This is a genomic window from Microcystis sp. M109S1 (genome assembly GCF_020247025.1).
GTDB lineage: Bacteria > Cyanobacteriota > Cyanobacteriia > Cyanobacteriales > Microcystaceae > Microcystis.
In genome coordinates this window covers 1-22,646 of the sequence record NZ_JADBRW010000308.1, presented here as the reverse complement: position 1 = coordinate 22,646, position 22,646 = coordinate 1, and the positions used below count along the sequence as shown (strand labels likewise).

Sequence of the window (22,646 nt, the reverse complement as noted above, 5' to 3'; positions counted from 1 at the left end):
TAGGGCATACCGGAACCTTTGGGCTAGACCCAATAAACGCTTGGGGAGAGAATACCTCTACTTTTTCAGAAGCAATTCTGTCTAAGCAAGTAATCTCTGTGAACCAAGAATCCCCGTCTCTTTAGAGCGGGGAGTGTCAATTGAATGAGAAACCTTCTCTCCCGCATGGACGGGGTACAAACACCGATTATTCCCGTGGTCGGTCAGTTAATTAAAGCGAACCCTGGCACTATTTCCCTAGGTCAAGGGGTTGTTTCCTATGATCCACCCCGGGAGGCGATCGAATCTCTATCTTTATTCTTAGCCAATCCCAAAAATCATCAATATCAATCTGTGGCGGGAATTCCCCCCTTATTAGCAGTAATTCGGCAAAAACTAGCCGAAGATAATCGGGTAGAAATCAGCGATAAACAGGCAATTTTTGTGACGGCAGGCAGTAATATGGCTTTTATGAATGCCATTTTAGCCATTACTTCCCCGGGGGATGAAATTATTCTCAACACTCCCTTTTATTTCAATCATGAAATGGCCATAAAAATGGCTAATTGTCAAGTAATTTTGGTCGCCACAGACAAAAATTATCAATTGCGTCCAGCCGCCATTGAAGAAGCAATCACGGAAAAAACTAAGGCAGTGGTGACGATTTCTCCTAATAACCCCACGGGAGTAGTTTATCCAGAAAATACCCTCAGAGAAGTCAATCGAATCTGTCAAAAAAAGGGCATCTATCACATTCACGATGAAGCTTATGAGTATTTTACCTATAACCATGCCCAGCACTTTTCCCCGGCGGCAATTGTTGGTAGTGAATCCTGGACTATTTCCCTGTTTAGTCTCTCAAAAGCCTACGGTTTTGCCAGTTGGCGCATTGGTTATATGGTAGTACCAGAAGATTTATCTGAGGCGATTAATAAGATTCAGGATACTATTTTAATCTGTCCGCCGGTGGTTTCGCAATACGCAGCCCTAGGGGCGTTGCAGGTGGGTAAAAGCTATCCTTTAGAACAGTTAAAAACCATCAGTCAAGTTAGAGAAATTTGCCTGAATGCTCTAGAATCAATCGGCGATATCTGTGATGTTGCCACTGCGGAAGGTGCTTTTTATTTCTTCCTGAAAATTCCCACAGACAAGAATGATTTTCAGTTAGTTAAAAGCTTAATTGAGCAGCATCGGGTGGCGGTGTTACCCGGTTCAACTTTTGGGATAACAGAAGGCTGTTATTTGCGTCTTGCCTACGGTGCTTTATCTCCAGAAACGGCTTTAGCGGCAGTAGAAAGATTGGTAAAGGGACTGCGTTATTTTAGTCAGTGATTTTCAAGAATAAATACTGGCTTTCTTTCTTGGTTTTTACTTTACTACAGCCTTTGGGCTATTCTTAGTTTAGCCGAACGAGAACGGGGATTTTTAGCTTGTTCTTCTCGGCTGGGAATAATCGGCTTTTTCGTGATAATTTTCAACGAATTATCTTCGCGAAAGCCATACTTGATCAGACGGTCTTCTAGACTATGAAAACTGATCATAGCGATAATTCCCCCGGATTTTAGCCAGTGGGGGGCTTGATTTAACAATTGTTGGAGAGAATCTAATTCTTGATTAACAGCGATGCGTAGGGATTGAAAAACCCGCGTTGCCGGATGAATACGTCCATAACGGTAACTAGCGGGGACAGAACTAGCGATGACAGCCGCTAATTCAGTAGTGGTAGTAAAAGGACGTTTTTGGACGATCGATCGAGCAATAGGACGAGATAAACGTTCTTCTCCGTATTGATAAAAAAGATCTGCTAATTCTTTTTCCTGCCAATGGTTAATAATATCAGCTGCCGTCAGGGATTGACAGCGATCCATCCGCATATCTAAGGCTGCCGTGTGGCGAAAACTAAAGCCGCGCTCGCTCTGATCGAATTGGGGAGAACTGACTCCTAAATCGGCGATAATGCCATCAAAACTGCTATTTTGTCCATTATAATCGGCGAAGTTGCCCCACCAGAGGGTTAAACGGCTATCTAGATAGGGGGCGAGACTAATTTTAGCGGCTTCTAGGGCGCTTTGATCGCGATCGATGGCGGTTACTGTCGTTTGGGGATGGGCTTCTAAAAGCAAGCGGCTGTGTCCACCACCGCCTAGGGTAAGATCGAGATAATGCCCCCCGGGTTGAATATTTAAGCCGGCGATTAATTCTTGACTCAAAACGGAAATATGGGGAAAATCTTGATTCATCTGTGCTGATAACTTCCTAAAAATGGCGATTTAACCTAAAAATAACTGATAGGCCCGGTTTTGACTTTCATCCCAATAGCGATAACCGAGAGTATCGAGAAAAGCTTGCCATTGATTCATTTCGTCGGGGGGGACTTGTATGCCGACGACGATGCGCCCGTAATCGGCTCCGTTATTGCGATAATGGAAAACGCTGATATTCCAGTGGGGACTCATGGAGGCGACAAATTTCATTAAAGCCCCCGGTCGTTCGGGAAACTCGAAGCGATAAAATAATTCATGATCGGCTAAATGCGATCGCCCTCCTACCATGTGGCGCAGATGCAATTTAGTCAATTCATCATCGCTGATATCGAGGGTTTTAAAGCCGCAAGCTTCAAAACTCTCAGCTAATTTCTTGGCATCGCTGCGATTTTCGATCTGGGCGCCGACAAAAATATGTGCTTCTTTTTCATCGGCAATGCGATAACTAAATTCGGTTAAATTGCGTTTGCCGACACATTCGCAAAAACGCCGTAAACTGCCGGGTTGTTCGGGAATAGTCACAGCATACAACGCCTCGCGCCGTTCCCCTAATTCTGCCCTTTCCGCCACAAACCGCAGACGATCAAAGTTCATATTCGCCCCACAAGCCACAGCAACGAGGGTTTTATCCTCAATTCCTTCTCTTTCTACATAAGCTTTCGCTCCTGCTACCGCTAACGCCCCCGCAGGTTCTAAAATCGAGCGTGTATCTTGAAAAACATCCTTAATCGCCGCACAGATATCATCCGTATCCACCAGGATAATCTCGTCCACATACTGCTGACAGAGACGAAAAGTCTCCTCTCCCACCTCGCGCACCGCCACCCCGTCGGCAAATAATCCCACTTGGGACAAACGCAGCCGATAACCGGCTTTTAGGGATTGATTCATCGCGTCTGAGTCCACAGGTTCCACCCCGATAATTTTAATTTCTGGGCGTAAACGCTTGACATAGGCTGCAATACCTGATATTAGCCCACCGCCACCAATAGCGACGAAAATCGCCTCGATCGGTTGCTGATATTGTCGTAAAATTTCCATACCGATCGTACCCTGGCCGGCGATTACCTCCGGATCATCGAAGGGATGGATAAAAGTTAAGCCTTTTTCCTGTTCTAGCTGCCGCGCGTAGGTGTAGGCATCATCGTAGGTGTCACCGTGCAGGACGACAATCCCGCCCCGGGCTTTTACTGCGTCGATTTTGACTTGCGGAGTGGTGACAGGCATAACGATAATCGCTTGGGTTCCCAATTGCCGCGCCCCCAAAGCGACTCCCTGGGCATGATTTCCCGCCGAGGCAGCAATTACACCTTTTTGTAACAAATCCCTTGACAAATGCGCCATTTTATTGTATGCGCCGCGCAGTTTAAAAGAGAAAACCGACTGCATATCCTCGCGCTTGAGTAAAAGCTGATTGTGCAAGCGTTGGGAAAGATTGGGGGCAGGTTCCAAGGGGGTTTCTTGGGCGACATCGTAGACGCGTGCGGTGAGGATTTGAACCAGGTAATCGCAGTACATTATTCTTTTTTGGCGGTGAGGATTCGCAAGTCAGGCTAGGATCCAGAATAGATCATCGTCGGTCGGGTTAGCAATAAAGAGCTATCAGCTGTCAGCCGTCAGCTTTTTGCTCTGTGTTCCCTACTTCCCACTTCCCACTGATGTAACCTCTCAATAACTGCTGGAAGCTGTCGCGAACAAAAATCAAGGTCGTGTAGGGGTTGCTATGAGGGAGAAAATCTGGTTTAACACAGATAGGAGGATTGCCACAGAGAGCCAAAGGAAAATTGAGAAAGCCCTCCGCCAAGAAGTAGATAGCTGACAAAACCTCGTGAGGAGCCTGACTGAGCAACTCCAACAACAACAAGCCATCATTGACCAACTCTCTCAACAGCTAAAAAAGCAGCAAGAACGAACCACCCAACTGGAAGCCCAACTCAGAGAACAGAAAAAGCTCAAAGGCCGACCGAAGATAAGAGCCAGTCAACTCAACGAAAAAACCCCGGCGTTGCTTAATCAAGGTATGAATGCTAATTTTGCATATATAGCGGTTCTCGCATATGTGCGGCACACTTAAACCTTTGCTGATTAAGCTGCTCAGGATCGGCAATGTACCTCTTGTGAATCAGAAACGCTATATCAAAAAGTCAGTTTGAGCCTGAGTTTTAAAAAATGTAGATGCAATGATTCATACCCAAAGTCAGCAACGCCGAGCATCTTTCAATTTGACAACGCCTAAACCCACAGTTGCAATCAATCTGCATGGTGCGTTCCCCAAAATCGATCGCTGGAGCAGTAGGAGCCACATTAGGGAACACACCCTACAACGATGGCTAACGGTGAAGTGCAGCGGCGGTAGATGAACTCAAACTCAGCACCAGCAGCTTTCGCCCGTCCGCTGCCACGCAGTGTTAGCTGACGGTTCAAGGGAATAACTCAAAGTAATCGCAGTGACTTGGACGAATGATCGAAAAATCTCGACGATCGAGCGTATAAACGCGAGTAATAGCGAGCCTTTCAGCTATGGCAACGATCGCTGCATCCGTAAAGTCAAGCTGATTGTCAGCATATTGTTCCAAGATCTCATGCACTCGTACCAAGTCTTCTGGGATTACAGGTTCAACTTGAACCGTATCAGGTGTCATAAGCTAAACGGCGCTTAACCTGCATGATCCAATAGCTATAACCCTTTTGGAGTCTATATCGGTGATCCGAAGTAAAAGCCGTTTAGCTTACTGGATACAAAACGGCGCATTGCTTGGTGTCCCAATCTTGATGCAATCAGATAGCAGCTCTCAGGCAAGACAACGACAGGTAGAACCAATGGCTCATTCACGCTTTGAGCAATAGCCAACACCCGTTGATGATTGCGATCTCCCTGATCAGTTAAAGCAAACAAAAAACTGGTGTCGAGGATTGCTGTCATACTGAATTGCTTGGTTTAAGATTCCAGCCATACACCGGATCAATCTCATTGCCTAGAATCTCTTCATCACGTTCTGAAATATCCTGTTGACCAGAGTTGCCTAAACCTGCAACTGCAAGCAGAAAACTAGAAGAGTGAGTGGTCAGTTCTCTTTGATGGGCTGCTTTATAGTGAAGATAGTCAAGAAAATTAGACAGTTCCACTAAGGCCTCATCAGGGAGAGCCTTGACTGCTTCAAGTAGCGATTGCCGTTCTATAATGCTTCTATCCATTGCTAAATCTTAGATTAAGACTTTCCCTATTTTACTCCTCAACTCAACAAACAGGCTCACTTGCTGGGTATCACAGCAGGTAACACCTGAATACAGTCCGCACAAATTGGAATGAAGTTAAAGATCACAGTTGGATTTTTTCTGTCAACCCAACCGACAAGATCAGCGTACTACTAGGCAGTGCCTTCGGGATTGCACTATAGATTTAGCGGTTCCATTGAATGCTTTAGCCGGCGGTCGGGTGCAGTGATTTGTTAGACGCTCGCTTAATTGGCAACCTAACTAATCTATCTTTATGAGCCAGTTGCTTCTGCTTTAAGTCATTAAAAATAGCTCTTAAGTCATATTGAAACGATTGAGCGTATTCTTCTCTATACTTGTGAATTTCATCGAGAATTTCATTTTTATACATGACTAGACCTCTAGGTTATATCCAAGAAGCTCATAAGGAGTGCAAATAACTGGCAATATATATCCGAGATCAGAACTAATCTGAGCCAGCTTACGCTGAATTTGGGCATTTGCCATGTGCTTGCAGTTCCATGTTAGCAAATAATCTAAGTTATAGACGGTTGCTAATGCCATATGTAAAGCGTCGTTAGATGCCTTTGGGCAGATTGCTTTGAGTCAGAAACGCTTGCGAAAGTTCAAACGCATCTTCTGTAAGTTCGAGAAGCATTAGGGATTGTAACAAGTTTAACCGTTGAGCGGCGATTATCGGATCTCCCTTGGCTGCCTCATCTTCAACGATCTCTGATGCGTAAAGCGTAAATGAGCTACTATGTTCGTTCCACCAGTCTTGGGTAATCTTGATATTAGCAGCAACGATCAGATTGTCAGTGGGTCTGGCGGTTAAATGCCCAAAAATACTTGTTTCAATATAGACGCTTCCATTCACGGCAATCTAGAAAATCTATCCAACGTCTATCCTACTGCATTTAATCTTGGTTTTGAGGGTTTTGGGTAACAGCCGTCAACCCAACCGACAAGATCAGCGTACTCCTACGCAGTGCCTTCGCCATCGCACTTAAACCCACAGCTGCAATCAATCTGCATGGTGCGTTCCCCAAAATCGATCAGTGGAGCAGTGGGAGCCACTTTAGGGAACGCACCCTACGGAGATAGCGATTGCAATACGAGGCAATGCGATCTTCAATAAATGTGCATGGTGCGTTCCCCAAAATCTATTGGTGGAGCGATCGCACTTGCATTAGGGAACGCACCCTACAAGATTGCGAGCGTACTGACTGAGTGATGAACGCGAAAGCAGGGAAAATTGCCAATCCTGAGATTTAGTTTTTTAGCCCCTCACAACTTTACTTAGTTTGCTTAGTGTTATATGTCCACAAGTTCCATCAGGAGACAATCCATATTTGTTTTGGAACTCTTCAATTGCTTTTGTTAATTCTCTATCAAATTCTTCATTTTCAGTATTTCCTTGATATAGGGATGCTTTGGCAAGCATTTTTTTTAAATCAGATACTCTTAAACTCCGTTGTGTTAGCTGAAACACTGTATTCATTTTTTGAGTTGCTAACTTTTTATCTTCTGGCAAACTATTTAACCATTCTAAATACTTTCTATTTTGATCATCTCTTGTTTTTCTGTGCTCTTCGGTTATTGAGTCTTCCAGTAAATCAACTAGACTCAGTTTATCTCTGATAAGTTCTTGAAGTTTATCTCCCACTTCATTGACTATCTGTTCTTTTTGCTGTTGGAGTTTTAATTCAATATCTCCAACTTTAAATTGATCGATATAGGAAATAGAAGCGGCGGCAAAAGAGCCAAAAAACCAAAATATAGACTGTTTTCTTATCTCATCTTCTTTGCAGAAGAAAAATGTATGAATAGCCATTGTAAACGAAAAAAATGCAAATAAATATCCTATTAGTTCTAGTTTGCTAATATTTTTTTTACTATTAGAATTTTTAGTCATTACATAATTTCCTCAATTATTTTGATCTTAATCAGAAACAGACTTGTTTAGATACTCCTAATCGCTTACTCTCTCCCCTTTTTTCTTTCCGATCTCAAGTAACTTATCGGGCATTGCATTTTGATTTCCTCCATTCATATCTCTATTATGCAACGCCAAGTAGTATTCGATCTTCCCCTGCCTGAGAATAACTAGAAAGATTGTAAGTATCAAAAAGCTTTCGACTCAACTCAGCACAAAGAACGCGAATAGCACTCAATATTCTAAATTGATGGAAGTATGTCTTGATTTTATTAAGTCTCACAAAATTTCTCTCCATATTGACTTTTCGCAAATACTTCAAACCTAGACCCATTAAGCAGAACCTGAAGCATCCCGAATATATACTATACCGAAACTTTCCGTATATCACGCCAAATACACATTTTTTTAACAAATCTTTCCGTATATTACTCTCATATAGAGCGATAGCAAGAAACTTTTCCTATAACATTACAATAACCGTGTTATGCCGAATTATTATAGGCGTTCTCAGATGTTTTGAAAATCCCACAGGGTCGTCAATACAAAATTATGTTATACTTCATCTTTATGAGAAAGACTGCCATACCGGAATCGAATTATTGGGGACATTTAATACCATATTTAACTTCATTTGTCAAGAAATTCGCTCATTTTTCGGTGCGATCGCTTTTTATACGATTATTCCGGTTCCGATTGCCTGGCCTGATTTCGGCAGAATTGCCCGATGGATTCCCTTAGTAGGCTTATTTTTGGGTTTAATTCTGGTTTTGCTCGATCTAACTCTAGCCGGTCTGGGAATGCCCCCCCTGACTCGTGCAGTTGTCCTTGTGGGGGTTTGGGTTTATCTAACGGGAGGACTACACCTTGATGGAGTTAGTGACACGGCCGATGGTTTAGCTGTCACCGACCCCCAGCGTCGTTTAGCGGTCATGGCCGATAGTGTTACCGGGGCCTTTGGAGTCATGGCCGTGACTATGGTTTTGCTGCTAAAAATCGCCGCTTTGACTGATTTAAGCGATAATCGAGCCTTAGCTCTAATTTTAGCACCAATTTGGGGACGTTGGGGGCAAGTAATGGCGATCGCTCTTTATCCCTACCTCAAACCCACCGGCAAGGGAGCCTTTCATAAAGTGGCTTTTTGTCTGCCCTGGGACTGTGGGGGGGTAATTTGGGGGGTAATCGCCCTATTTGGCGGTATAAGGTGGGGAATAATCACCATTAGTGCCGGAATCGCCCTCGCTCTGCTTACTGGTTACTGGTTATATCGTCGTCTTCGGGGTCACACCGGCGATACCTACGGTGCGGTGGTAGAGTGGACAGAGGCTCTATTCTTGGTTTTTTTGACAATAATTACCTAATTTTTGCCCTCCACGGCCCGTAAACGGGTTAATTTCAGGGTAAATTTGCCCCCACCGGTTTCTCCGAAAGCTCTCACCCGAATAATATATTTACCCGACTCGGTAATGCGCGCAAAGAGGAGGGCATTAGTGCCACCATCGGGACCATCATCATTTTCCGCTACAGTGGAACCATCGGCGGCCAGGAGAATTAACACCCCATCAAAATTTTCCGATTTGAGATCGATGGCCACCTGATCGTCCTTGTCCAAATCTACGGTATAATCCCTAGCAAACCCCCCTTCACCTGTGGGAATATCTTTGTCGGTGAGAGTATCGTTAATTTCTTTATTGAGGATGAGGGGGACGGGACTATAGATTTTTTCCGCTCGCACCGGTAAAGATTGACCGCTTAACCAGAATAAAGTGAGTAAGACGCATAAACTAGAATAGCGACCAGTCAAAGGAAATCTTGTCATAGGGGCAGATGTTCGTTTTCTCAATCTCCCTATTCTACAAAAAACTGATAACTATCAGCAGTTCGACAAAATTAAATTCACACCCCAGAAAAGGGGAACACCAGAACTGCGGAACTGCGGAAGGGAAAAATATGTGTAATTAATTTTGTTAACTATGAACATATATTCCTTGCTGGTAAAACAAGTTAAAAATCCCCCTTGGAGCAAGGGAGCAAGAGGGAAGATAAAACCCGTTTAAGGTAATTGCTGTGATCATTAATTGACAATATTTAAAAGAGATTGATTGAAAAATGAACTAGAAGTTAAAAACTTAAAGAGGGTTCTTACATGGGCAAAGAAGCTAAAGACTGAGTGATATTATAGGCTTGACCGCGATAGGTAACGGCTACCGGTTTCTGAATGCTTTGAGCGACACCACGGTTTTTTAAATAGGGAACACCACGATAGCCTAAAATCATCGGACTGGAAGCAACGGTGGCAGTGGGATTTTTGTCGTAAGCAATGCTGCGATAGGTTAATTTCATAGCTGTATCTGGAGATAATTGGTGAGTTAGTCTTATCTCCAGCCGCGGCGAAATTAATTCCAGAAAAGCTCAACTTTTTTCTGGGTAAATATCCCACCAAGAAGACCCCCGATAGCGCATTTCTCGACGCAAGGCATAACGACGGGCAAAATTAGGAACATCGCCCCGACATTTGAGATAAAGACATTTAAGGCATCATCGGGTAACACCGTCGCTAAAACTCGCGCTTTGTCGATACCGGCTTTCTGGAGAATACTTTCATCGGTGGCGTTACCATTAAGAGTTAAGTAACCTTTTTCCTGAGCTAATCCAATGCGATCAGGGTTATTATCGACGATAATAAAGGATTGGGCTGTTTTTGCCAATTTAGTCGTTATAATGCGTCCTATACGCCCAAAACCGCAGATTATGACGTGATTTTCTAGGGATTCCATCTCTTTATTCATCCGGCGATCGCTAAAAGCTCTGTTAATTTCTCCCTCGGTGAGCATCTGAAAAAAACCTCCCACCACATAAACGGCCGAGGTTGTCCCACAGACGATAACTAACATGGTAAAAGCTCTCAGACTGGGAGTGTTAATCGGTTTAACTTCCCCGAAACCTACTCCAAATATGGTGATTATCACCATATAAACGGCATCGAGAAAACTCCAACCGTAGGCCATATAACCGATAGTTGCTCCGACTACCGTAGCGAGAAAAAAACTCGCCCCGATGATAATCCTTTTCAGTGAACTTTGCATCGATTTCCGTGACCTGACCATCTAGATATCAGCTTACAGCAGAATTTATACTAAATCCGTTGAGCATAATGCTACTTATAAGGACAGGCACTCATGCAAAAGGGGGGATAAATAATCAGTTTTTAATAACCGGATTTAGTATAACGGAAGATTTTTGCAGGAGAGCTTTTTAACTGGCTGTTAACTTAGTCATAACTTGGATACTGTATAATCCCTATGTCAAGTGTCCGTAATAAAATTTAACCTAATCAAGGTCTGAGTATCAGTTTTGACTTTATTACTGAAAATATGAGTATTTCTCGCCGTAATTTCCTCACCTTTTTAACTGCCACTGCCGGTGTCTCTTTTTTCAGTCTGCAAGAGAAAAAATATTCCTCTCTGATTAGCAGTCCTGCGATCGCTGCCAATAGTTTCGGGTTAAACTTTGCTGCAGTCAAACTGCCGATTCCCTTAAAAATTGACGGCATGAGCGATGAAAGCCAAAAAAGTGCCTATCAAACCTATAAAGTCCTAGATGATCTCGTTCTTCCTCAAGGATTCACCTATGATGTGCTGGCACAGTGGGGAGATAAAGTGGGTGATTCCCGTTTCGGTTATAACAATGATTATCTATCTTTTATCGAAACCAGTCCGGGTCAAGGTTATCTAACCGTTAATTTTGAATATATCAGTGGTCGTACTTGGCTACAAACCTTTGAACAAGTGATTGGTAAAACCCTACCCGTCAAGGAAGTACGGGAAAAAACGAACGAAAAGGGTGAAATTGCCGCCTATCACCTGCAAGATGCCAGCTTAAAGGCAAAAATCGAGGAAATATCCCTAGAAGGCTTAATTGATCAGGGAATTGGCGTAATTTCCCTGGCTAAAGATCAAACGGGAAAATGGCAACGTACCTATAGTAAAGCCGATCGCCGCATTACTGGTATCTCTGGACTAAAGGACGGTCAATACCTGAAAGCGACCGGTCCTGCTGTAGCAATTTTTACCAAAACCGATAAACTTGGCTACGATGACGGATTAGGGGCAAAAATTATCGGAACGTTGCAAAATTGCGCCGGGGGAACAACGCCTTGGGGGACTGTATTTAGTGCCGAGGAGAACTTTCAAGACCAAGTGACGGAGGTAGTTTTAAAAGATGGTTCCCCTTTGCATCCCGATACTACTCCCTTTATTCTCAATAGTTCGGAAGTGGATGGCCGGGGTAACGTCTTCGGGTTAGCGGGAAATAAATACGGTTGGATGGTGGAGGTGGATCCTGCCAATCCCGACGATTATGGCACAAAACACACTTGGTTAGGGCGTTTTCGCCATGAAGCCGTCGCTTTTCTCGCTCAAACGGGGCAACCCTTGGCGGTTTATTCAGGATGCGATCGCAGAGGCGGTCATGTCTATAAATTCGTTTCGGAGGGCAAAATTAGCGATATTAAGCAGAAAAATAACTCAAAACTCCTAGAAAAAGGAATGCTCTACGGGGCTAAATTCAACCCCGATAAAACCGGTTATTGGATACCCTTAAATCCCGACACGGAGATAAATCCCGTCCTACCGAGTCAAATTGCCGCTAGTCGGGGGGATGGGGTGGTAGCTTTGCCGAATCCCGAAAGAACGGTCAATGAGACTAAATTACTGCTATTTAAGGACGATGAGGAGATTCTAGCCTACAAAGCTAAATATAAGACCCTCGCGGACCTGTATGAAGGTAATGGGACGGAAAAACAGGGAGCAATTCTCATCGATGCTCATTTTGCCGCTAACGCCGTTGGGGTCACTTGTACTGGTCGCCCGGAAGATACGGAAGTGGACGAGAATGGCACTTTATATATGACCTTTACCTCTGGTAGTCCCAGTGAAGCGGAGGGAGGAGCCGATAAGGAGATATTTAAGGGACCAAATGGCGAAATACCCTACGAATTTGGTTGGATTATCAGCTTAAGGGAAGATAATAACGATGCTGCTTCCTTGAGTTTTCGTTGGGATGTGGTCGCTTATGGAGGGGAACCGACAGAGAAAGGTGAGGGTTTTTCTAATCCCGATAACCTCGCTTTCGATAAACAGGGAAATCTCTGGATGGTTAGCGATATTTCCACGGGTGGGTTAAATCGAGAGATGAAAACTCGTTATCCCCAAGGGGTCCCGGTTAGTCAACGGGATTTATTGGGTATTTTTGGCAATAATAGCGCTTGGGTGTTTGCCAAGGGTCAAGAGCATCCCTATCCTTTTGCTATCGCTCCCATGGATGCGGAATTAACGGGATTGTACTTTACTCCCGACCAAGAGACGTTATTTTTGGCAGTACAACATCCGGGGGAAGCGGGGGGAATTCGTCGGGATTTAGCCTTTGAAAACCGCAAATTTGTCCTTAAAACCACTAATGGGCAGGAATTTGAACAAATGCGGCAAGTACCCCTAGGGTCGAATTGGCCCAGTGGTCAAGTTAATCAACCTCCCCGGCCGGCAGTGGTGGCGATTCGGCGAACCGAGTCAAAATAGACTTTAAGCGAAAGTTTCCTCTTTCTTTTCTGGCCATACCGCCATTGTATCGACTTCCTAAACTATTACTTCTCTTCCCATTCCGCAAACAGGGAATCAATTCCCTTTTTCTCTTCCTCTTGCGAAACCCGTAACCCCTTGTGCGGAAGGAAACCAAAATCACTGGAATGCGACAGGCGATAGAAGAACCATCCCACACAGATCCAGAGTAATAGACTACAACTGGCGACCAAAAAGCCTATAGCCCCCATCCCGATGAATTGCACCATAAATAGATCTACTCCTCCCCCGAAAAGTAACCCCCCTTTCGGCAGATCTAAATAGGTATCCGCCCAAGGAATATCTTTCGGGGCTAAACAGAAAATACCCACGGCCAGAGTACCCCAGATACCGCAACCGAGGTGAACGGGAACGGCTCCCACCGGATCGTCGATTTCCCCTTTTTCGAGCCAAATACTAAACGGAAGAACGATCGCCCCACCGATAAAGCCGATTAGCGCCGCGCTCGGAAAATTCACGAAGGCACAGGGGGCGGTAATACTGACACAACCCGCCAGAATGCCATTAATAATAAAGGTTAGACTCGGCTTACCGGAGAATATCCAAGCGAGAGTGGTGGAGGCCAGCGCGCCGAAAGCCCCGGCGATGAGTGTCGTTAGCAGGATATGAGAGATCGCGTCTGCATTGGCCGCGAGGGTAGAACCCGCATTAAAGCCGAACCAACCTAACCAGAGAATAAAGCATCCCAAGGTCGCTAGGCTCGGATTCCCGCCGAAAGTCGCCATGATTTTATTGCCGCGATAGCTGGTATTTTTGAAGGAAAGGTTTTCCCCTTGGTCCCAAGGGATATATTTTCCCGCACGAGGCCCTAACAGCCACGCCCCCGTCAAAGCCGCCCATCCTCCTACCGAGTGAACCACCGTCGAACCTGCGAAATCCCGAAACCCCAAATCGTGCAACCAGCCCCCTCCCCAAATCCAAAAACCGGCAATAGAGTAAATCAGGATAAAAAAGGCACTAAAAAGGACGAACGCCCCGAAGCGAATCCTCTCCGCCACCGCCCCCGATACGATCGTGGCGGCAGTTCCCGCGAAAGTGAGTTGAAAGAAGAATTTAGCCGTTAGAGGAATATCCGCCCAATCTAGGGAGGGAAATTGACCATTGAGTAGAAGAAAACCCGGTGTTCCGACAAATTTGCCGCCATCCCCGAACATCAGTCCGAAACCGATCAGCCAATAGACTGCGGTAGCGACGGTAAAGACGATCGTGTTTTTGGCGAGGACGGTGATCGCATTTTTACTCTGGCAAAAGCCCGTCTCTAGCATGGCGAAGCCGCAGTTCATGAAGAAGACGAGACTACCCGTGAGTAACACCCAGATCGTATTTTGACCGCGGTTTAACTGCGCCACTTGCTCGGATAATCCGAGATCTTGAGCCATTACCGCCGATATACCGATGCTCAGGCTCAAAGTAGTACAGAATAAACCGATGTATTGAAAATTCCGTCTATTTTTAGCAATCAATCCTTGAGATAGCCTTTTTATTCTGTAAAATCGCATAGCTACAATGGGTAAATTGCATTACTAGGAAGAGAGTGCTTACAAGAGAAATGTAGGTATTATATAAGAGTAAGCGAATGAACGAGTGATTTTCCATGTATGAAAACTATATCAAGTCATAGATCGGCAAAATCGCAAGATGTTCTTGATAATACAACCTTGACTATCTGAATCTATGGCATTATGTATCAATCCCATCTGTCCCCGGCCGGAGAACTCCGAAGATGGGAGTGTCTGCGAGGCTTGCAGTTCCGACTTGCTACTAAATGATAGATATCGGGTGACGAACGTACTACACCAGAGGGAGGACAGGGTAACTACCCTTTACGATGTGGTGGATGAGAAGGATCAAGACACTCCCAAGGTTCTCAAAGTTCTCTACACAAAGAACCCGGACACGATTTCTCGGTTCGATCGAGAGGCAGATTTATTAAAAAATTACCGGATCGAGGGACTTCCTACAGTAGGAAAAGACGGATATTTCCCGATCGAGTTTCCCAATAATCCTATTCCCGCTCACTGTCTAGTGATGGAGAAAATCCCAGGACTGAACTTAGAGCAGTGGCTAAAACAGCACGGGGCGATCGATGAAATGCGGGCGATCGACTGGTTAAAACAACTAACTACTATTTTAGAAAGACTACATTCTAATAATTTCATCCATCGCGATATTAAACCTTCTAATATTATGTACCGCAATAGCGATAACAGGATATTTCTAATCGATCTAGGTGCGGTTCGTTTAATTAATCAAAATATAGACGAGCAAACTACGACAACGATCGGGAGCTTCCCCTATATGGCTCCCGAACAGTACAAGGGAAAAGCCGATTTCAAATCCGATTTTTACGCTCTCGGGCGTACTTTCGTCCATCTTCTAACCAACAAGAATCCCTCTCAAATCGAACAAGATACTCAAGAAAAGTTACTATGGCTTACAGAATCTACACCCGTATCGGATCGATTTGCCACCTTAATCGATAGTCTTTTAGAGCGAAAACCTGACAAGCGACCCAAAAATACAACGGATATATTGAAACGACTTCAAGTCATTGAAGATAAGGTTAATTCACAGGAAAACTCTCGTTCTATATTTCAAAAAGTAGTCTTGGGGGTCATGGTATTAGGGGTTTTAGTTTTCGGATATTTCGCGATCAAGTCCGATCCTTCTCCAACTAATCCTAATACTAGCAATGACACCCAATGCAGGATTAGAAAAGATGGCAAACAGGATAGCAATGCCCTAGCTAGAGATGCCCAAAAAGCGATTAATGCCGCTAAAGCACAGGATAGTCCCTATCCTATCATCCAAAAATACTCGAATATTATTCTCGATCCCAAGCAATTTGGTTGTACCGTGCGCGTGGAAATCCTCAGAAAACGAGACCAGATCATCCTCCCAGAACTGGCGGAGAAACTAGAGCAAGTTATCCGAGAGAGTGTTAATAATAGTGTTAAAGACGCGATAAAAGTTGACATCGTTCCTCGCTATCTCGATTAAAGTCCTCGAACGTAGGATTGAATCAAATTCGGAAGAATAAAGCCCGAATCCCTGCTTTCGATGAACGATCTCTTTCTCAAAGAATCAACCGCATCCGTCAGTCCGGGTTTATTGAGCTTCGATCGTAATTCCGGGACAGAAATCGCTTCCTCTTCCCTCGCCAAAACCTCCAATATCTCCCGCTCGATTTCCGAAAGCCGTTGCCACTGCACCTCGATCATCTCCTTAATATCGCTAAAATTTATCGTCCCAGTCTGTAAAAACTCCGCAATATTACCACCGAAGATATCGACGATTCTAGCCAAAGCAAGCTTAAGAAAAAAAGGATTACCCCGATACAGTTCGATAAAATCCCGAATCTCCCTCTCTGTTCCTTGTCCTCCCTCCTTATTCACCATCTCCCTAGCCGATAGTTCGTCGAGTCCTCCCAAGAACAGAGACTTTACTGTATTCTGCCGCTTTTCTAGAAAATCGATATCTTTGGGTTTCTCCCGACTCATCAACACTAAACAACTTCTATGCGGAGCTTCTCCCATCCGTCTCAATAGCTTTTCGTAGTCTTGAAATTCCTCTCGATATCTCCCGCTTAAATTATCGCTTTGTAAAATTTCCTCGCCGTCATCCAATAACAAAAGACACCGATGATAGGTCATTCGATCGATTAGCCTAGCCAAACGGATATCGATACTGTCGGGTAACTCCCGGCGGGGAGAATTTGTCAAAATCTCTAACCAATCCCCCAAAAGTTCCGTAAGGGGAGAAACCTGTTTAAGGGAACGATAGATGAGGTAATCGAAGTCTCCCTCGATCCCCTGCGCTAGTTCCACCGCGAGAGCGGTTTTTCCCATCCCTGCCATCCCAAAAACCGTAATTAAACGGCATTTGTCACCGATGATCCACCGTTTGATCTCGGCGAGTTCTTCCGTACGCCCGCAGAAAAAATCCGCCTCCGTCACCCCTCCCCAGTCCTTCCGATCAATTTCCCCTTTCCCGAAGTTTTCTTCTAGCAATGCTATCTCTTGCCAGTTTAAACCTAATTTCTCGCAAATTGTCGTAAAATTCTCATGACTAATCGGCTTACCTTTGAAAAATTTGGTAACGGTCGCTCTAGCCAAAGGAATCAATTCGGCGAAGGTACTTTTGTTCGTGTATCTCTTTTGTTTAAGAGCGAGTTCGGCTTTAGGGATGTATTCGGGATTGATTTTCAGCGATCTAGACATAAGCGGTTATTCAGAAGTTATGCGGAAGTTATCTGGAAGGAATTTAAAAACTATAATCAAGCGATTTTTAAGGCAATTTATTGATATTTATATTAGAAAATATATTACCCGAATGCCATTAAATGTCCTACAAATTAGCCAAGATAATAAGGAAAGAAAGGCAAAAGGTAGGAGGTTACCGAAATGCTAGAAATCATGACTTATATACAGCTTGCTAAAATGAGCGTCGATCTTTTGAGAGCGATCCTCGATCTGATCGATAAATTTTGCGACCCCGACGCAAAAGCTCAAAAAGATGAGGAAGAAGAAGGAAACCCGTAGTCAATAAGCTAAACGGCGCTTAACCTGCATGATCCAATAGCTATAACCCTTTTGGAGTCTATATCGGTGATCCGAAGTAAAAGCCGTTTAGCTTAGATGCTATCGCTCTAGGGTAATGAGCCAACAAGGATAGTCTTGTTGGCTTCTCCTTTGTTTGGGCGAAGTTAGCTTTAAAATGGATTCCAGAGGGATTTCTAATGATCTAGGCATAAATGATGATTTTGGGTATATGCCTATAGTAGCGTAAGTTAGTCAGAAGTTATTCAAAAATTTGTCAGAAGTTAGTCAGAAGTTAGTCAATTATAGTAGTTTTTCTGTTCTTTTCTTTGTAAAATCATTATAGGAAGAGTGTTTCCAGTGTATTTTAAAGACACTAAGATCAATGATCCCCGTCACTACTCAAGAATTAAAACGAAATATTCAAGAAGCTTTGGAGGCAGGAGTCCCGGAAGCGAGGATCGAGCGAATGAAGGACTATCTAAATAAACTCGAATCTGGAGTGTTCGCCAGTCAGGAGAGCACGGGAGTAGCCTATCGGGAAATAGTTCGCGACGGCAAAAATATAATCGAGATGGCGAGCGCTCCCATCCTGCCGGAAGATCCAGAGAAAGACGCATTTGATGAATTAGATGACGGGCAACAGCCAACTATCTTTGACCCTTCAAGCAAGAAAAAATAATGTCTTACAACACATATAATATAACCTAGTCTATAATGTTGGGCTAGGTTATATTATTAGAATAGTCAGTTAAGAATCTACGAAAATCACGTTGCGATGCCTACGATAAAAGACTTTAGTAAACAATATACTCTAGACGAATTGGAATCACTATCGGATTTTGTCGAGCAGGAACTTCGTCTTTCGTCACCAATCGAGTTAGCCTGGTTGGATGTAATAGAAATTAGGGATTTGGGACTAAATACCAATGGTGATTGGTACGGGCAATATGATGGACAGACATTTAAAGCGATAATTCGCCTTAACTCTCTCGTTTTAGGTACGATCGAGCAATTAAAACTAACCTTAGCCCACGAATACGGACATCACTGGACTCTATCCTATCTCGCTGTTCATCACAACTTACGAATTTATAAAGAACGATTACCCCGAACCTATTACAAGATACGCCGTTTGAGCGAAGAGCATTGCGTTTATACTCCCGAACAGAGTAAAGCTTCTTATGAAGATTGGATGAGATGCGATAAGGAAATTATCGCCGAGGATTATCGGGTTCTATTTAGTCCTCATCCTCACAATCAAGATCATCGAATGGTAGGGAATTTGCCGTTGATTAGGCTCTCGACCCATCCATCTATCGGGGAACAAGCTTTAAACATCTGGAGATTGATCCAAAATTTATTTTACACGGTATTCAACCTAGGGATCAGCCATCCCGATGATCGAGTTGAGGAATATATCAGGAATCTCCCCACTACTCCATAGTATTGGATTTTAGCAAAGCTTGATGATTTTCCTCTGTATTCTCGCTGTGCAACATCCGGGAGAAGCGGGGGGAATTCGTCGGGATTTGGCCTTTGAAAACCGTAAATTTGCCCTGAAAACCACTAATGGGCAGGAATTTGAACAAATGCGACAAGTACCCCTAGGGTCGAATTGGCCCAGTGGTCAAGTTAATCAACCTCCCCGGCCAGCAGTGGTGGCGATTCGGCGAACCGAGTCAAAATCTGGATAATACATTTGTTTTAGATTATCGGTTTCCCTTCAGGATTTCCGAAAAACAAAAAAGGGGTCTTAGCCCCTTTTTTCCGGATTAGTTAGTTATTTTTTCGGCGATAACATCATCATCATGTTACGACCTTCTTTTTTTGGCGCTTGCTGTACCTCAGCCACATCCTGTAAATCTTTGGCCATGCGCGCCAGTAATTCTTCCGCTAGGTTAGAGTGTTGAATTTCCCGGCCTCGGAAGGTAATCGTCGCTTTTACCTTATCTCCCGCTTTTAAAAAACGTTGCGCTTGGTTGACTCGCACGTTGTAGTCATGCTCATCGATTTTATAGCGCATTTTAACTTCTTTTATATCGGCTGTATGCTGTTTTTTCTTGGCCTCACGGGCTTTTTTCTCCTGTTCAAACTTGTACTTGCCATAGTCCATAATCCGGCAAACGGGAGGATTTGCCGTTTCACTGACGAGGACGAGATCAAGTTCCTTTTCTTCGGCCACGCGTAAAGCTTCGGCAGGAGTAATAATTCCTAGTTGAGAGCCGTCGCTATCGATAACGCGGATTTCGGGAAAGCGGATTCTTTCGTTAATTTGGGGGAGATCGCGAGTAGTGCGTCTTTTATCTATCACAGGCGTTCTGGGTTATCTCTATTCTAGTTAGTTAATCGGGTGGAGTTTACAAAATGATTTACTTGTTATTCTACCTACTCGATCGAGTTTCTTGGCCAATTGTTAAGTTTTCTTGCAATGTTAATTTTTAGCCGCCGGTCGTCAGCCGCCGGCCGTCAGCCAGATAAGCTGTTGTCTATGGGCTTTGTCAGACCTAAGCTACCATACTCTCAGGAATCGATCGGTAAGGTGCGTTCCCCCTCGTTGCAGCAGGGAACGCACCCGACAAAATCGGCGTAATCGCACTACCTCCTGTAAGCAATGCCTAGATTATAGCAAGACAGTATCAGCCGAAAGTTGAGAAGATTGTCCAGTGCGCTGATGTTTTAATATTACTTATCGCCTAAAACTATGATTACTTATATTAAAATTCATGGCTTTAAATCCTTTCATAATTTTGAAATGGTATTTACGCCGCTTACTGTAGTTGCTGGGGTTAATGCTTCTGGTAAGAGTAATTTATTTGATGCTTTGCAATTGTTGACGCGGCTGGCAGAAGTGGATCTGAAGACGGCTTTTAGCGAGCAACGAGGACATCCTAGCGAACTCTTTACCCAGTATGATGAGGACGACTACGCCACGGAAATGGAATTTATAGTTGAAATGTTAGTCAACCGCAAGGTAAAAGATAATTGGGGTGGGGAAGTCGATCTTAAATATACAAGGTTGCGCTATCAATTAAAAATTAAACGAGAGTCTAATATAATTGGCTTTGAAAACTTGTATATTGTTGATGAACGTTTAGAAAATTTAAAGCACCAGGAAGATAATTGGGTAAAAGATTATATTCCTAAGACAGTATTGGAAAGTTGGCGACCAAAAGTAGGAACGGGTAGGAGAACTTTTCCTTATATTAAGACTGAAGATATTAATGGTATTGCTACCATTGTTGTACATCAAGATGGTCAACAAGGAAATAAAAAAGTATTTCCCGCAAAAAACGCATCACAAACTGTTTTAAGCAGCATTAATACCATAGATTTTAAACATATATTAGCCGCCAAACAAGAAATGCTGAGTTGGAAGTTTATGCAGCTTAATCCCGAAGATCTGCGAGAACCTACTCGTCAAGATATAGGCATCAGAGATACAATAACAGCAAGTGGTAAGAATTTAGCCGCTGCTTTATTTCGCATTAAACAAGATGATGAATATACCCTCACAGCAATTTCCCGTGATCTCAATAATCTGCTACCAAATCTTACAGAAGTTAATGTTTATGATGACAAAGCAAATCGACAATTTATTATCAAGGTAAAAGGCGATGATAATCGGGAGTTTTCTTCGAGAGTGCTTTCCGAAGGAACCCTACGTTTATTAACATTATGTGTCCTGCAATACGACCGACAACACACAGGATTACTGTGTTTTGAAGAGCCAGAAAATGGCATTCATCCTTTTCGTATTGAAGCAATGGCAAGATTATTAAAAGAGCTAACGGTCGATTTTGAAGATACTGAAATGCCTTTACGCCAAGTAATAGTGAACACTCATTCTCCAGTTTTAGTGAGTCAATTAATTAATTGGCAAGATGATAAAAATGTCAGCATTTGGTTGTCTCAACTTACCACTCTAATATCCACTATTGAAGAGAAGCGAATTAAGATGAAAATCACTAAATTTTACCCTGTTATCAAAGAGGATCAAAAACAATTAACTTTATTTTCCTCCGAAAATGAGGTCAAGCTAACTCTCTCGGAAGTGGTCGAATATCTAAAAACTGCTGATGCTGAAAGTGCGATTAAAAATATTAAAAATCAACAAAACCAATTAAAGTAAATCAATTAAGATGGCAAAAACAATCAAACAAATAATTATTGCCTTAGCTACAGAAGGCAGTTCCGATCATAGATTTTTACCGAATATTATTCAGCGCACTTTCGAGAGATTTGCCTTTGACGGTCAACAATAAATAGAAATTTTTGAACCAATTTGTCTTCCACAAATCTCTGGCGAAAATATCCAAGAAAAAGCTAAACAATACGCAATTCAAGCGGTGGAGAAGGGAGCAATGGTTTTGTGCTTCCATGCAGACGCAGATGATAAAACAGATGAAAACGCATTTAAGGAAAGAATTAATCTGGCTTTTAATGCTATTAAATCAGACGAGCGAGACTTATGTAAAAATTTAGTTGCTATCGTTCCAATACAAATGACTGAAGCCTGGATATTAGCAGACAAAGAATTACTAAAAAAAGAATTGTGTACAAATAAAAGTGATAGTGAGTTAGCAATCGATAAAGAACCCGAATCTTTTAGCAATCCGAAAGAAACGATTAAAAATGCCATCAATAAAGCCAGAGAAGGTATGACTAAACGGTATCGAAATAAACTAAAAATTGACGATTTATATTCACCGCTTGCTACAACAATCGAATTGTCGAAATTAGAATCCTTGTCTTCCTACAAAAAATTTGAAGAGGCAGTACGAGATATTTTTCCACAATTAACGAAAGTCAACAATATAGAGGATAATCCTGATGAAACGTGAATAAGACCTTGCTAATACCATTTTTCTAAAGTAATGGCAGAGATGGTTAATTGCCTTCAACCTCAAACCCTATTCTAGAAAAGAAAATGGGATTGACACTCCTGGGCCTAAAGGCGTGAGGATTCTTGAGCTAATCACAGCCCTTTCTGGTTTCCCTTACTTAGGTCTTACACGATTATGTCTGAACCGAACCTACTAGAATATCACTTGCTATCTAGTTATCCTTTTTCTGG

Annotated in this window: 23 protein-coding genes and 3 pseudogenes; 12 read left to right on the top strand and 14 right to left on the bottom strand. The window is 43.3% G+C overall.

Annotated elements, in window-relative coordinates:
* Window positions 1-144: 144 nt before the first annotated feature.
* The gene (locus tag IM322_RS15450) at window positions 145-1,311 is read left to right on the top strand and encodes a pyridoxal phosphate-dependent aminotransferase (protein ID WP_287673194.1); all 1,167 of its coding nucleotides are present in this window, start codon (window positions 145-147) and stop codon (window positions 1,309-1,311) included.
* Between the two features lie 44 nt (window positions 1,312-1,355).
* Here the strand turns inward: IM322_RS15450 and rsmH are convergent, their stop codons facing one another.
* Window positions 1,356-2,219, bottom strand: a complete 864-nt coding sequence (rsmH, locus tag IM322_RS15445) for a 16S rRNA (cytosine(1402)-N(4))-methyltransferase RsmH (RefSeq protein ID WP_287673193.1) — start codon at window positions 2,217-2,219, stop codon at window positions 1,356-1,358.
* Window positions 2,220-2,249: 30 nt separating this feature from the next.
* Window positions 2,250-3,761 (bottom strand): threonine ammonia-lyase, biosynthetic, encoded by a 1,512-nt coding sequence (gene ilvA, locus IM322_RS15440; protein WP_287673191.1) that lies wholly within the window; start codon window positions 3,759-3,761, stop codon window positions 2,250-2,252.
* A gap of 310 nt (window positions 3,762-4,071) precedes the next feature.
* Here ilvA and IM322_RS15435 point away from each other — a divergent pair, with 310 nt between their 5' ends.
* Entirely contained in the window at window positions 4,072-4,317 is a 246-nt protein-coding gene (locus IM322_RS15435; RefSeq protein WP_287673189.1) for a hypothetical protein, read from the top strand.
* Between the two features lie 346 nt (window positions 4,318-4,663).
* On the opposite strand, the gene IM322_RS15430 is transcribed toward IM322_RS15435, so the two are convergent.
* From IM322_RS15430 to IM322_RS15405, 6 genes and pseudogenes are all read right to left on the bottom strand, one after another.
* Window positions 4,664-4,885, bottom strand: a complete 222-nt coding sequence (locus tag IM322_RS15430; RefSeq protein WP_287673186.1) for a PIN domain-containing protein — start codon at window positions 4,883-4,885, stop codon at window positions 4,664-4,666.
* A gap of 53 nt (window positions 4,886-4,938) precedes the next feature.
* A complete protein-coding gene (locus IM322_RS15425; RefSeq protein ID WP_287673184.1) occupies window positions 4,939-5,166 on the bottom strand; it encodes a PIN domain-containing protein in 228 nt (75 codons plus the stop codon).
* Window positions 5,163-5,438: a hypothetical protein gene (locus IM322_RS15420; protein WP_193956850.1), complete on the bottom strand. Its 276-nt coding sequence runs from the start codon at window positions 5,436-5,438 to the stop codon at window positions 5,163-5,165. The genes IM322_RS15425 and IM322_RS15420 overlap by 4 nt, the downstream gene beginning before the upstream one ends.
* A gap of 226 nt (window positions 5,439-5,664) precedes the next feature.
* The gene (locus IM322_RS15415; RefSeq protein ID WP_002757942.1) at window positions 5,665-5,850 is read right to left on the bottom strand and encodes a hypothetical protein; all 186 of its coding nucleotides are present in this window, start codon (window positions 5,848-5,850) and stop codon (window positions 5,665-5,667) included.
* A 2-nt stretch (window positions 5,851-5,852) separates the two neighbouring features.
* Window positions 5,853-6,336: pseudogene (locus IM322_RS15410) on the bottom strand (type II toxin-antitoxin system VapC family toxin).
* A 402-nt stretch (window positions 6,337-6,738) separates the two neighbouring features.
* On the bottom strand, window positions 6,739-7,374 hold the full coding sequence (locus tag IM322_RS15405; protein WP_287673183.1) for a peptidoglycan-binding protein: 636 nt from the start codon (window positions 7,372-7,374) through the stop codon (window positions 6,739-6,741).
* Window positions 7,375-7,997: 623 nt separating this feature from the next.
* On the opposite strand from IM322_RS15405, the gene cobS reads away from it, so the two are divergent.
* Window positions 7,998-8,756, top strand: a complete 759-nt coding sequence (cobS, locus tag IM322_RS15400) for an adenosylcobinamide-GDP ribazoletransferase (RefSeq protein ID WP_287673198.1) — start codon at window positions 7,998-8,000, stop codon at window positions 8,754-8,756.
* On the opposite strand, the gene IM322_RS15395 is transcribed toward cobS, so the two are convergent.
* From IM322_RS15395 to IM322_RS15385, 3 genes and pseudogenes are all read right to left on the bottom strand, one after another.
* A complete protein-coding gene (locus IM322_RS15395; RefSeq protein ID WP_287078353.1) occupies window positions 8,753-9,214 on the bottom strand; it encodes a PPC domain-containing protein in 462 nt (153 codons plus the stop codon). The two genes, cobS and IM322_RS15395, sit on opposite strands and share 4 nt — an antisense overlap.
* 323 nt (window positions 9,215-9,537) lie before the next feature.
* Window positions 9,538-9,738, bottom strand: a complete 201-nt coding sequence (locus tag IM322_RS15390) for a DUF4278 domain-containing protein (protein WP_287078352.1) — start codon at window positions 9,736-9,738, stop codon at window positions 9,538-9,540.
* A 173-nt stretch (window positions 9,739-9,911) separates the two neighbouring features.
* A pseudogene (locus tag IM322_RS15385) lies at window positions 9,912-10,481 on the bottom strand (potassium channel family protein); the annotation flags it as partial.
* A gap of 288 nt (window positions 10,482-10,769) precedes the next feature.
* On the opposite strand from IM322_RS15385, the gene IM322_RS15380 reads away from it, so the two are divergent.
* A complete protein-coding gene (locus IM322_RS15380; RefSeq protein WP_287673180.1) occupies window positions 10,770-12,971 on the top strand; it encodes a PhoX family protein in 2,202 nt (733 codons plus the stop codon).
* Window positions 12,972-13,036: 65 nt separating this feature from the next.
* Here the strand turns inward: IM322_RS15380 and IM322_RS15375 are convergent, their stop codons facing one another.
* Window positions 13,037-14,530, bottom strand: a complete 1,494-nt coding sequence (locus IM322_RS15375; protein ID WP_287673178.1) for an ammonium transporter — start codon at window positions 14,528-14,530, stop codon at window positions 13,037-13,039.
* Window positions 14,531-14,705: 175 nt separating this feature from the next.
* Here IM322_RS15375 and IM322_RS15370 point away from each other — a divergent pair, with 175 nt between their 5' ends.
* The gene (locus IM322_RS15370; protein ID WP_287673176.1) at window positions 14,706-16,031 is read left to right on the top strand and encodes a serine/threonine-protein kinase; all 1,326 of its coding nucleotides are present in this window, start codon (window positions 14,706-14,708) and stop codon (window positions 16,029-16,031) included.
* Here IM322_RS15370 and IM322_RS15365 read toward each other — a convergent pair.
* Entirely contained in the window at window positions 16,028-17,251 is a 1,224-nt protein-coding gene (locus IM322_RS15365; protein ID WP_287673174.1) for an NB-ARC domain-containing protein, read from the bottom strand. The two genes, IM322_RS15370 and IM322_RS15365, sit on opposite strands and share 4 nt — an antisense overlap.
* 195 nt (window positions 17,252-17,446) lie before the next feature.
* On the opposite strand from IM322_RS15365, the gene IM322_RS15360 reads away from it, so the two are divergent.
* The 4 genes and pseudogenes from IM322_RS15360 to IM322_RS15345 all read left to right on the top strand — a co-directional run.
* Complete coding sequence (locus IM322_RS15360) at window positions 17,447-17,572, top strand: hypothetical protein (RefSeq protein WP_287698999.1); 126 nt, start codon at window positions 17,447-17,449, stop codon at window positions 17,570-17,572.
* Between the two features lie 382 nt (window positions 17,573-17,954).
* Window positions 17,955-18,251, top strand: coding sequence for a hypothetical protein (locus IM322_RS15355; RefSeq protein WP_287673173.1), 297 nt, complete (start codon window positions 17,955-17,957; stop codon window positions 18,249-18,251).
* 96 nt (window positions 18,252-18,347) lie between these two features.
* Window positions 18,348-19,016, top strand: a complete 669-nt coding sequence (locus IM322_RS15350; protein WP_287673171.1) for a hypothetical protein — start codon at window positions 18,348-18,350, stop codon at window positions 19,014-19,016.
* Window positions 19,017-19,056: 40 nt separating this feature from the next.
* Window positions 19,057-19,266: pseudogene (locus tag IM322_RS15345) on the top strand (hypothetical protein); the annotation flags it as partial.
* 86 nt (window positions 19,267-19,352) lie between these two features.
* Here IM322_RS15345 and infC read toward each other — a convergent pair.
* A complete protein-coding gene (infC, locus tag IM322_RS15340; RefSeq protein ID WP_002757952.1) occupies window positions 19,353-19,883 on the bottom strand; it encodes a translation initiation factor IF-3 in 531 nt (176 codons plus the stop codon).
* Between the two features lie 390 nt (window positions 19,884-20,273).
* On the opposite strand from infC, the gene IM322_RS15335 reads away from it, so the two are divergent.
* From IM322_RS15335 to IM322_RS15325, 3 genes are all read left to right on the top strand, one after another.
* Window positions 20,274-21,701, top strand: coding sequence for an AAA family ATPase (locus IM322_RS15335; RefSeq protein WP_287673169.1), 1,428 nt, complete (start codon window positions 20,274-20,276; stop codon window positions 21,699-21,701).
* 10 nt (window positions 21,702-21,711) lie between these two features.
* Window positions 21,712-21,834 carry a hypothetical protein gene (locus IM322_RS15330; RefSeq protein WP_287673168.1) on the top strand — a complete coding sequence of 41 codons (123 nt, stop codon included), beginning with the start codon at window positions 21,712-21,714 and terminating at the stop codon, window positions 21,832-21,834.
* A gap of 84 nt (window positions 21,835-21,918) precedes the next feature.
* On the top strand, window positions 21,919-22,413 hold the full coding sequence (locus IM322_RS15325; RefSeq protein WP_502863262.1) for a DUF4276 family protein: 495 nt from the start codon (window positions 21,919-21,921) through the stop codon (window positions 22,411-22,413).
* Window positions 22,414-22,646 lie beyond the last annotated feature (233 nt).

Excerpts from the sequence above, each read along its gene's own strand:
- IM322_RS15450 (WP_287673194.1), top strand. The coding sequence starts at position 145 with ATGAGAAACCTTCTCTCCCGCATGGACGGGGTACAAACACCGATTATT.
- rsmH (WP_287673193.1), bottom strand. The coding sequence starts at position 2,219 with ATGAATCAAGATTTTCCCCATATTTCCGTTTTGAGTCAAGAATTAATC.
- ilvA (WP_287673191.1), bottom strand. The coding sequence starts at position 3,761 with ATGTACTGCGATTACCTGGTTCAAATCCTCACCGCACGCGTCTACGAT.
- IM322_RS15430 (WP_287673186.1), bottom strand. The coding sequence starts at position 4,885 with ATGACACCTGATACGGTTCAAGTTGAACCTGTAATCCCAGAAGACTTG.
- IM322_RS15425 (WP_287673184.1), bottom strand. The coding sequence starts at position 5,166 with ATGACAGCAATCCTCGACACCAGTTTTTTGTTTGCTTTAACTGATCAG.
- IM322_RS15420 (WP_193956850.1), bottom strand. The coding sequence starts at position 5,438 with ATGGATAGAAGCATTATAGAACGGCAATCGCTACTTGAAGCAGTCAAG.
- IM322_RS15415 (WP_002757942.1), bottom strand. The coding sequence starts at position 5,850 with ATGTATAAAAATGAAATTCTCGATGAAATTCACAAGTATAGAGAAGAA.
- IM322_RS15405 (WP_287673183.1), bottom strand. The coding sequence starts at position 7,374 with ATGACTAAAAATTCTAATAGTAAAAAAAATATTAGCAAACTAGAACTA.
- IM322_RS15395 (WP_287078353.1), bottom strand. The coding sequence starts at position 9,214 with ATGACAAGATTTCCTTTGACTGGTCGCTATTCTAGTTTATGCGTCTTA.
- IM322_RS15390 (WP_287078352.1), bottom strand. The coding sequence starts at position 9,738 with ATGAAATTAACCTATCGCAGCATTGCTTACGACAAAAATCCCACTGCC.
- IM322_RS15380 (WP_287673180.1), top strand. The coding sequence starts at position 10,770 with ATGAGTATTTCTCGCCGTAATTTCCTCACCTTTTTAACTGCCACTGCC.
- IM322_RS15375 (WP_287673178.1), bottom strand. The coding sequence starts at position 14,530 with ATGCGATTTTACAGAATAAAAAGGCTATCTCAAGGATTGATTGCTAAA.
- IM322_RS15370 (WP_287673176.1), top strand. The coding sequence starts at position 14,706 with ATGGCATTATGTATCAATCCCATCTGTCCCCGGCCGGAGAACTCCGAA.
- IM322_RS15365 (WP_287673174.1), bottom strand. The coding sequence starts at position 17,251 with ATGTCTAGATCGCTGAAAATCAATCCCGAATACATCCCTAAAGCCGAA.
- IM322_RS15360 (WP_287698999.1), top strand. The coding sequence starts at position 17,447 with ATGACTTATATACAGCTTGCTAAAATGAGCGTCGATCTTTTGAGAGCG.
- IM322_RS15355 (WP_287673173.1), top strand. The coding sequence starts at position 17,955 with ATGATCCCCGTCACTACTCAAGAATTAAAACGAAATATTCAAGAAGCT.
- IM322_RS15350 (WP_287673171.1), top strand. The coding sequence starts at position 18,348 with ATGCCTACGATAAAAGACTTTAGTAAACAATATACTCTAGACGAATTG.
- IM322_RS15335 (WP_287673169.1), top strand. The coding sequence starts at position 20,274 with ATGATTACTTATATTAAAATTCATGGCTTTAAATCCTTTCATAATTTT.
- IM322_RS15330 (WP_287673168.1), top strand. The coding sequence starts at position 21,712 with ATGGCAAAAACAATCAAACAAATAATTATTGCCTTAGCTACAGAAGGC.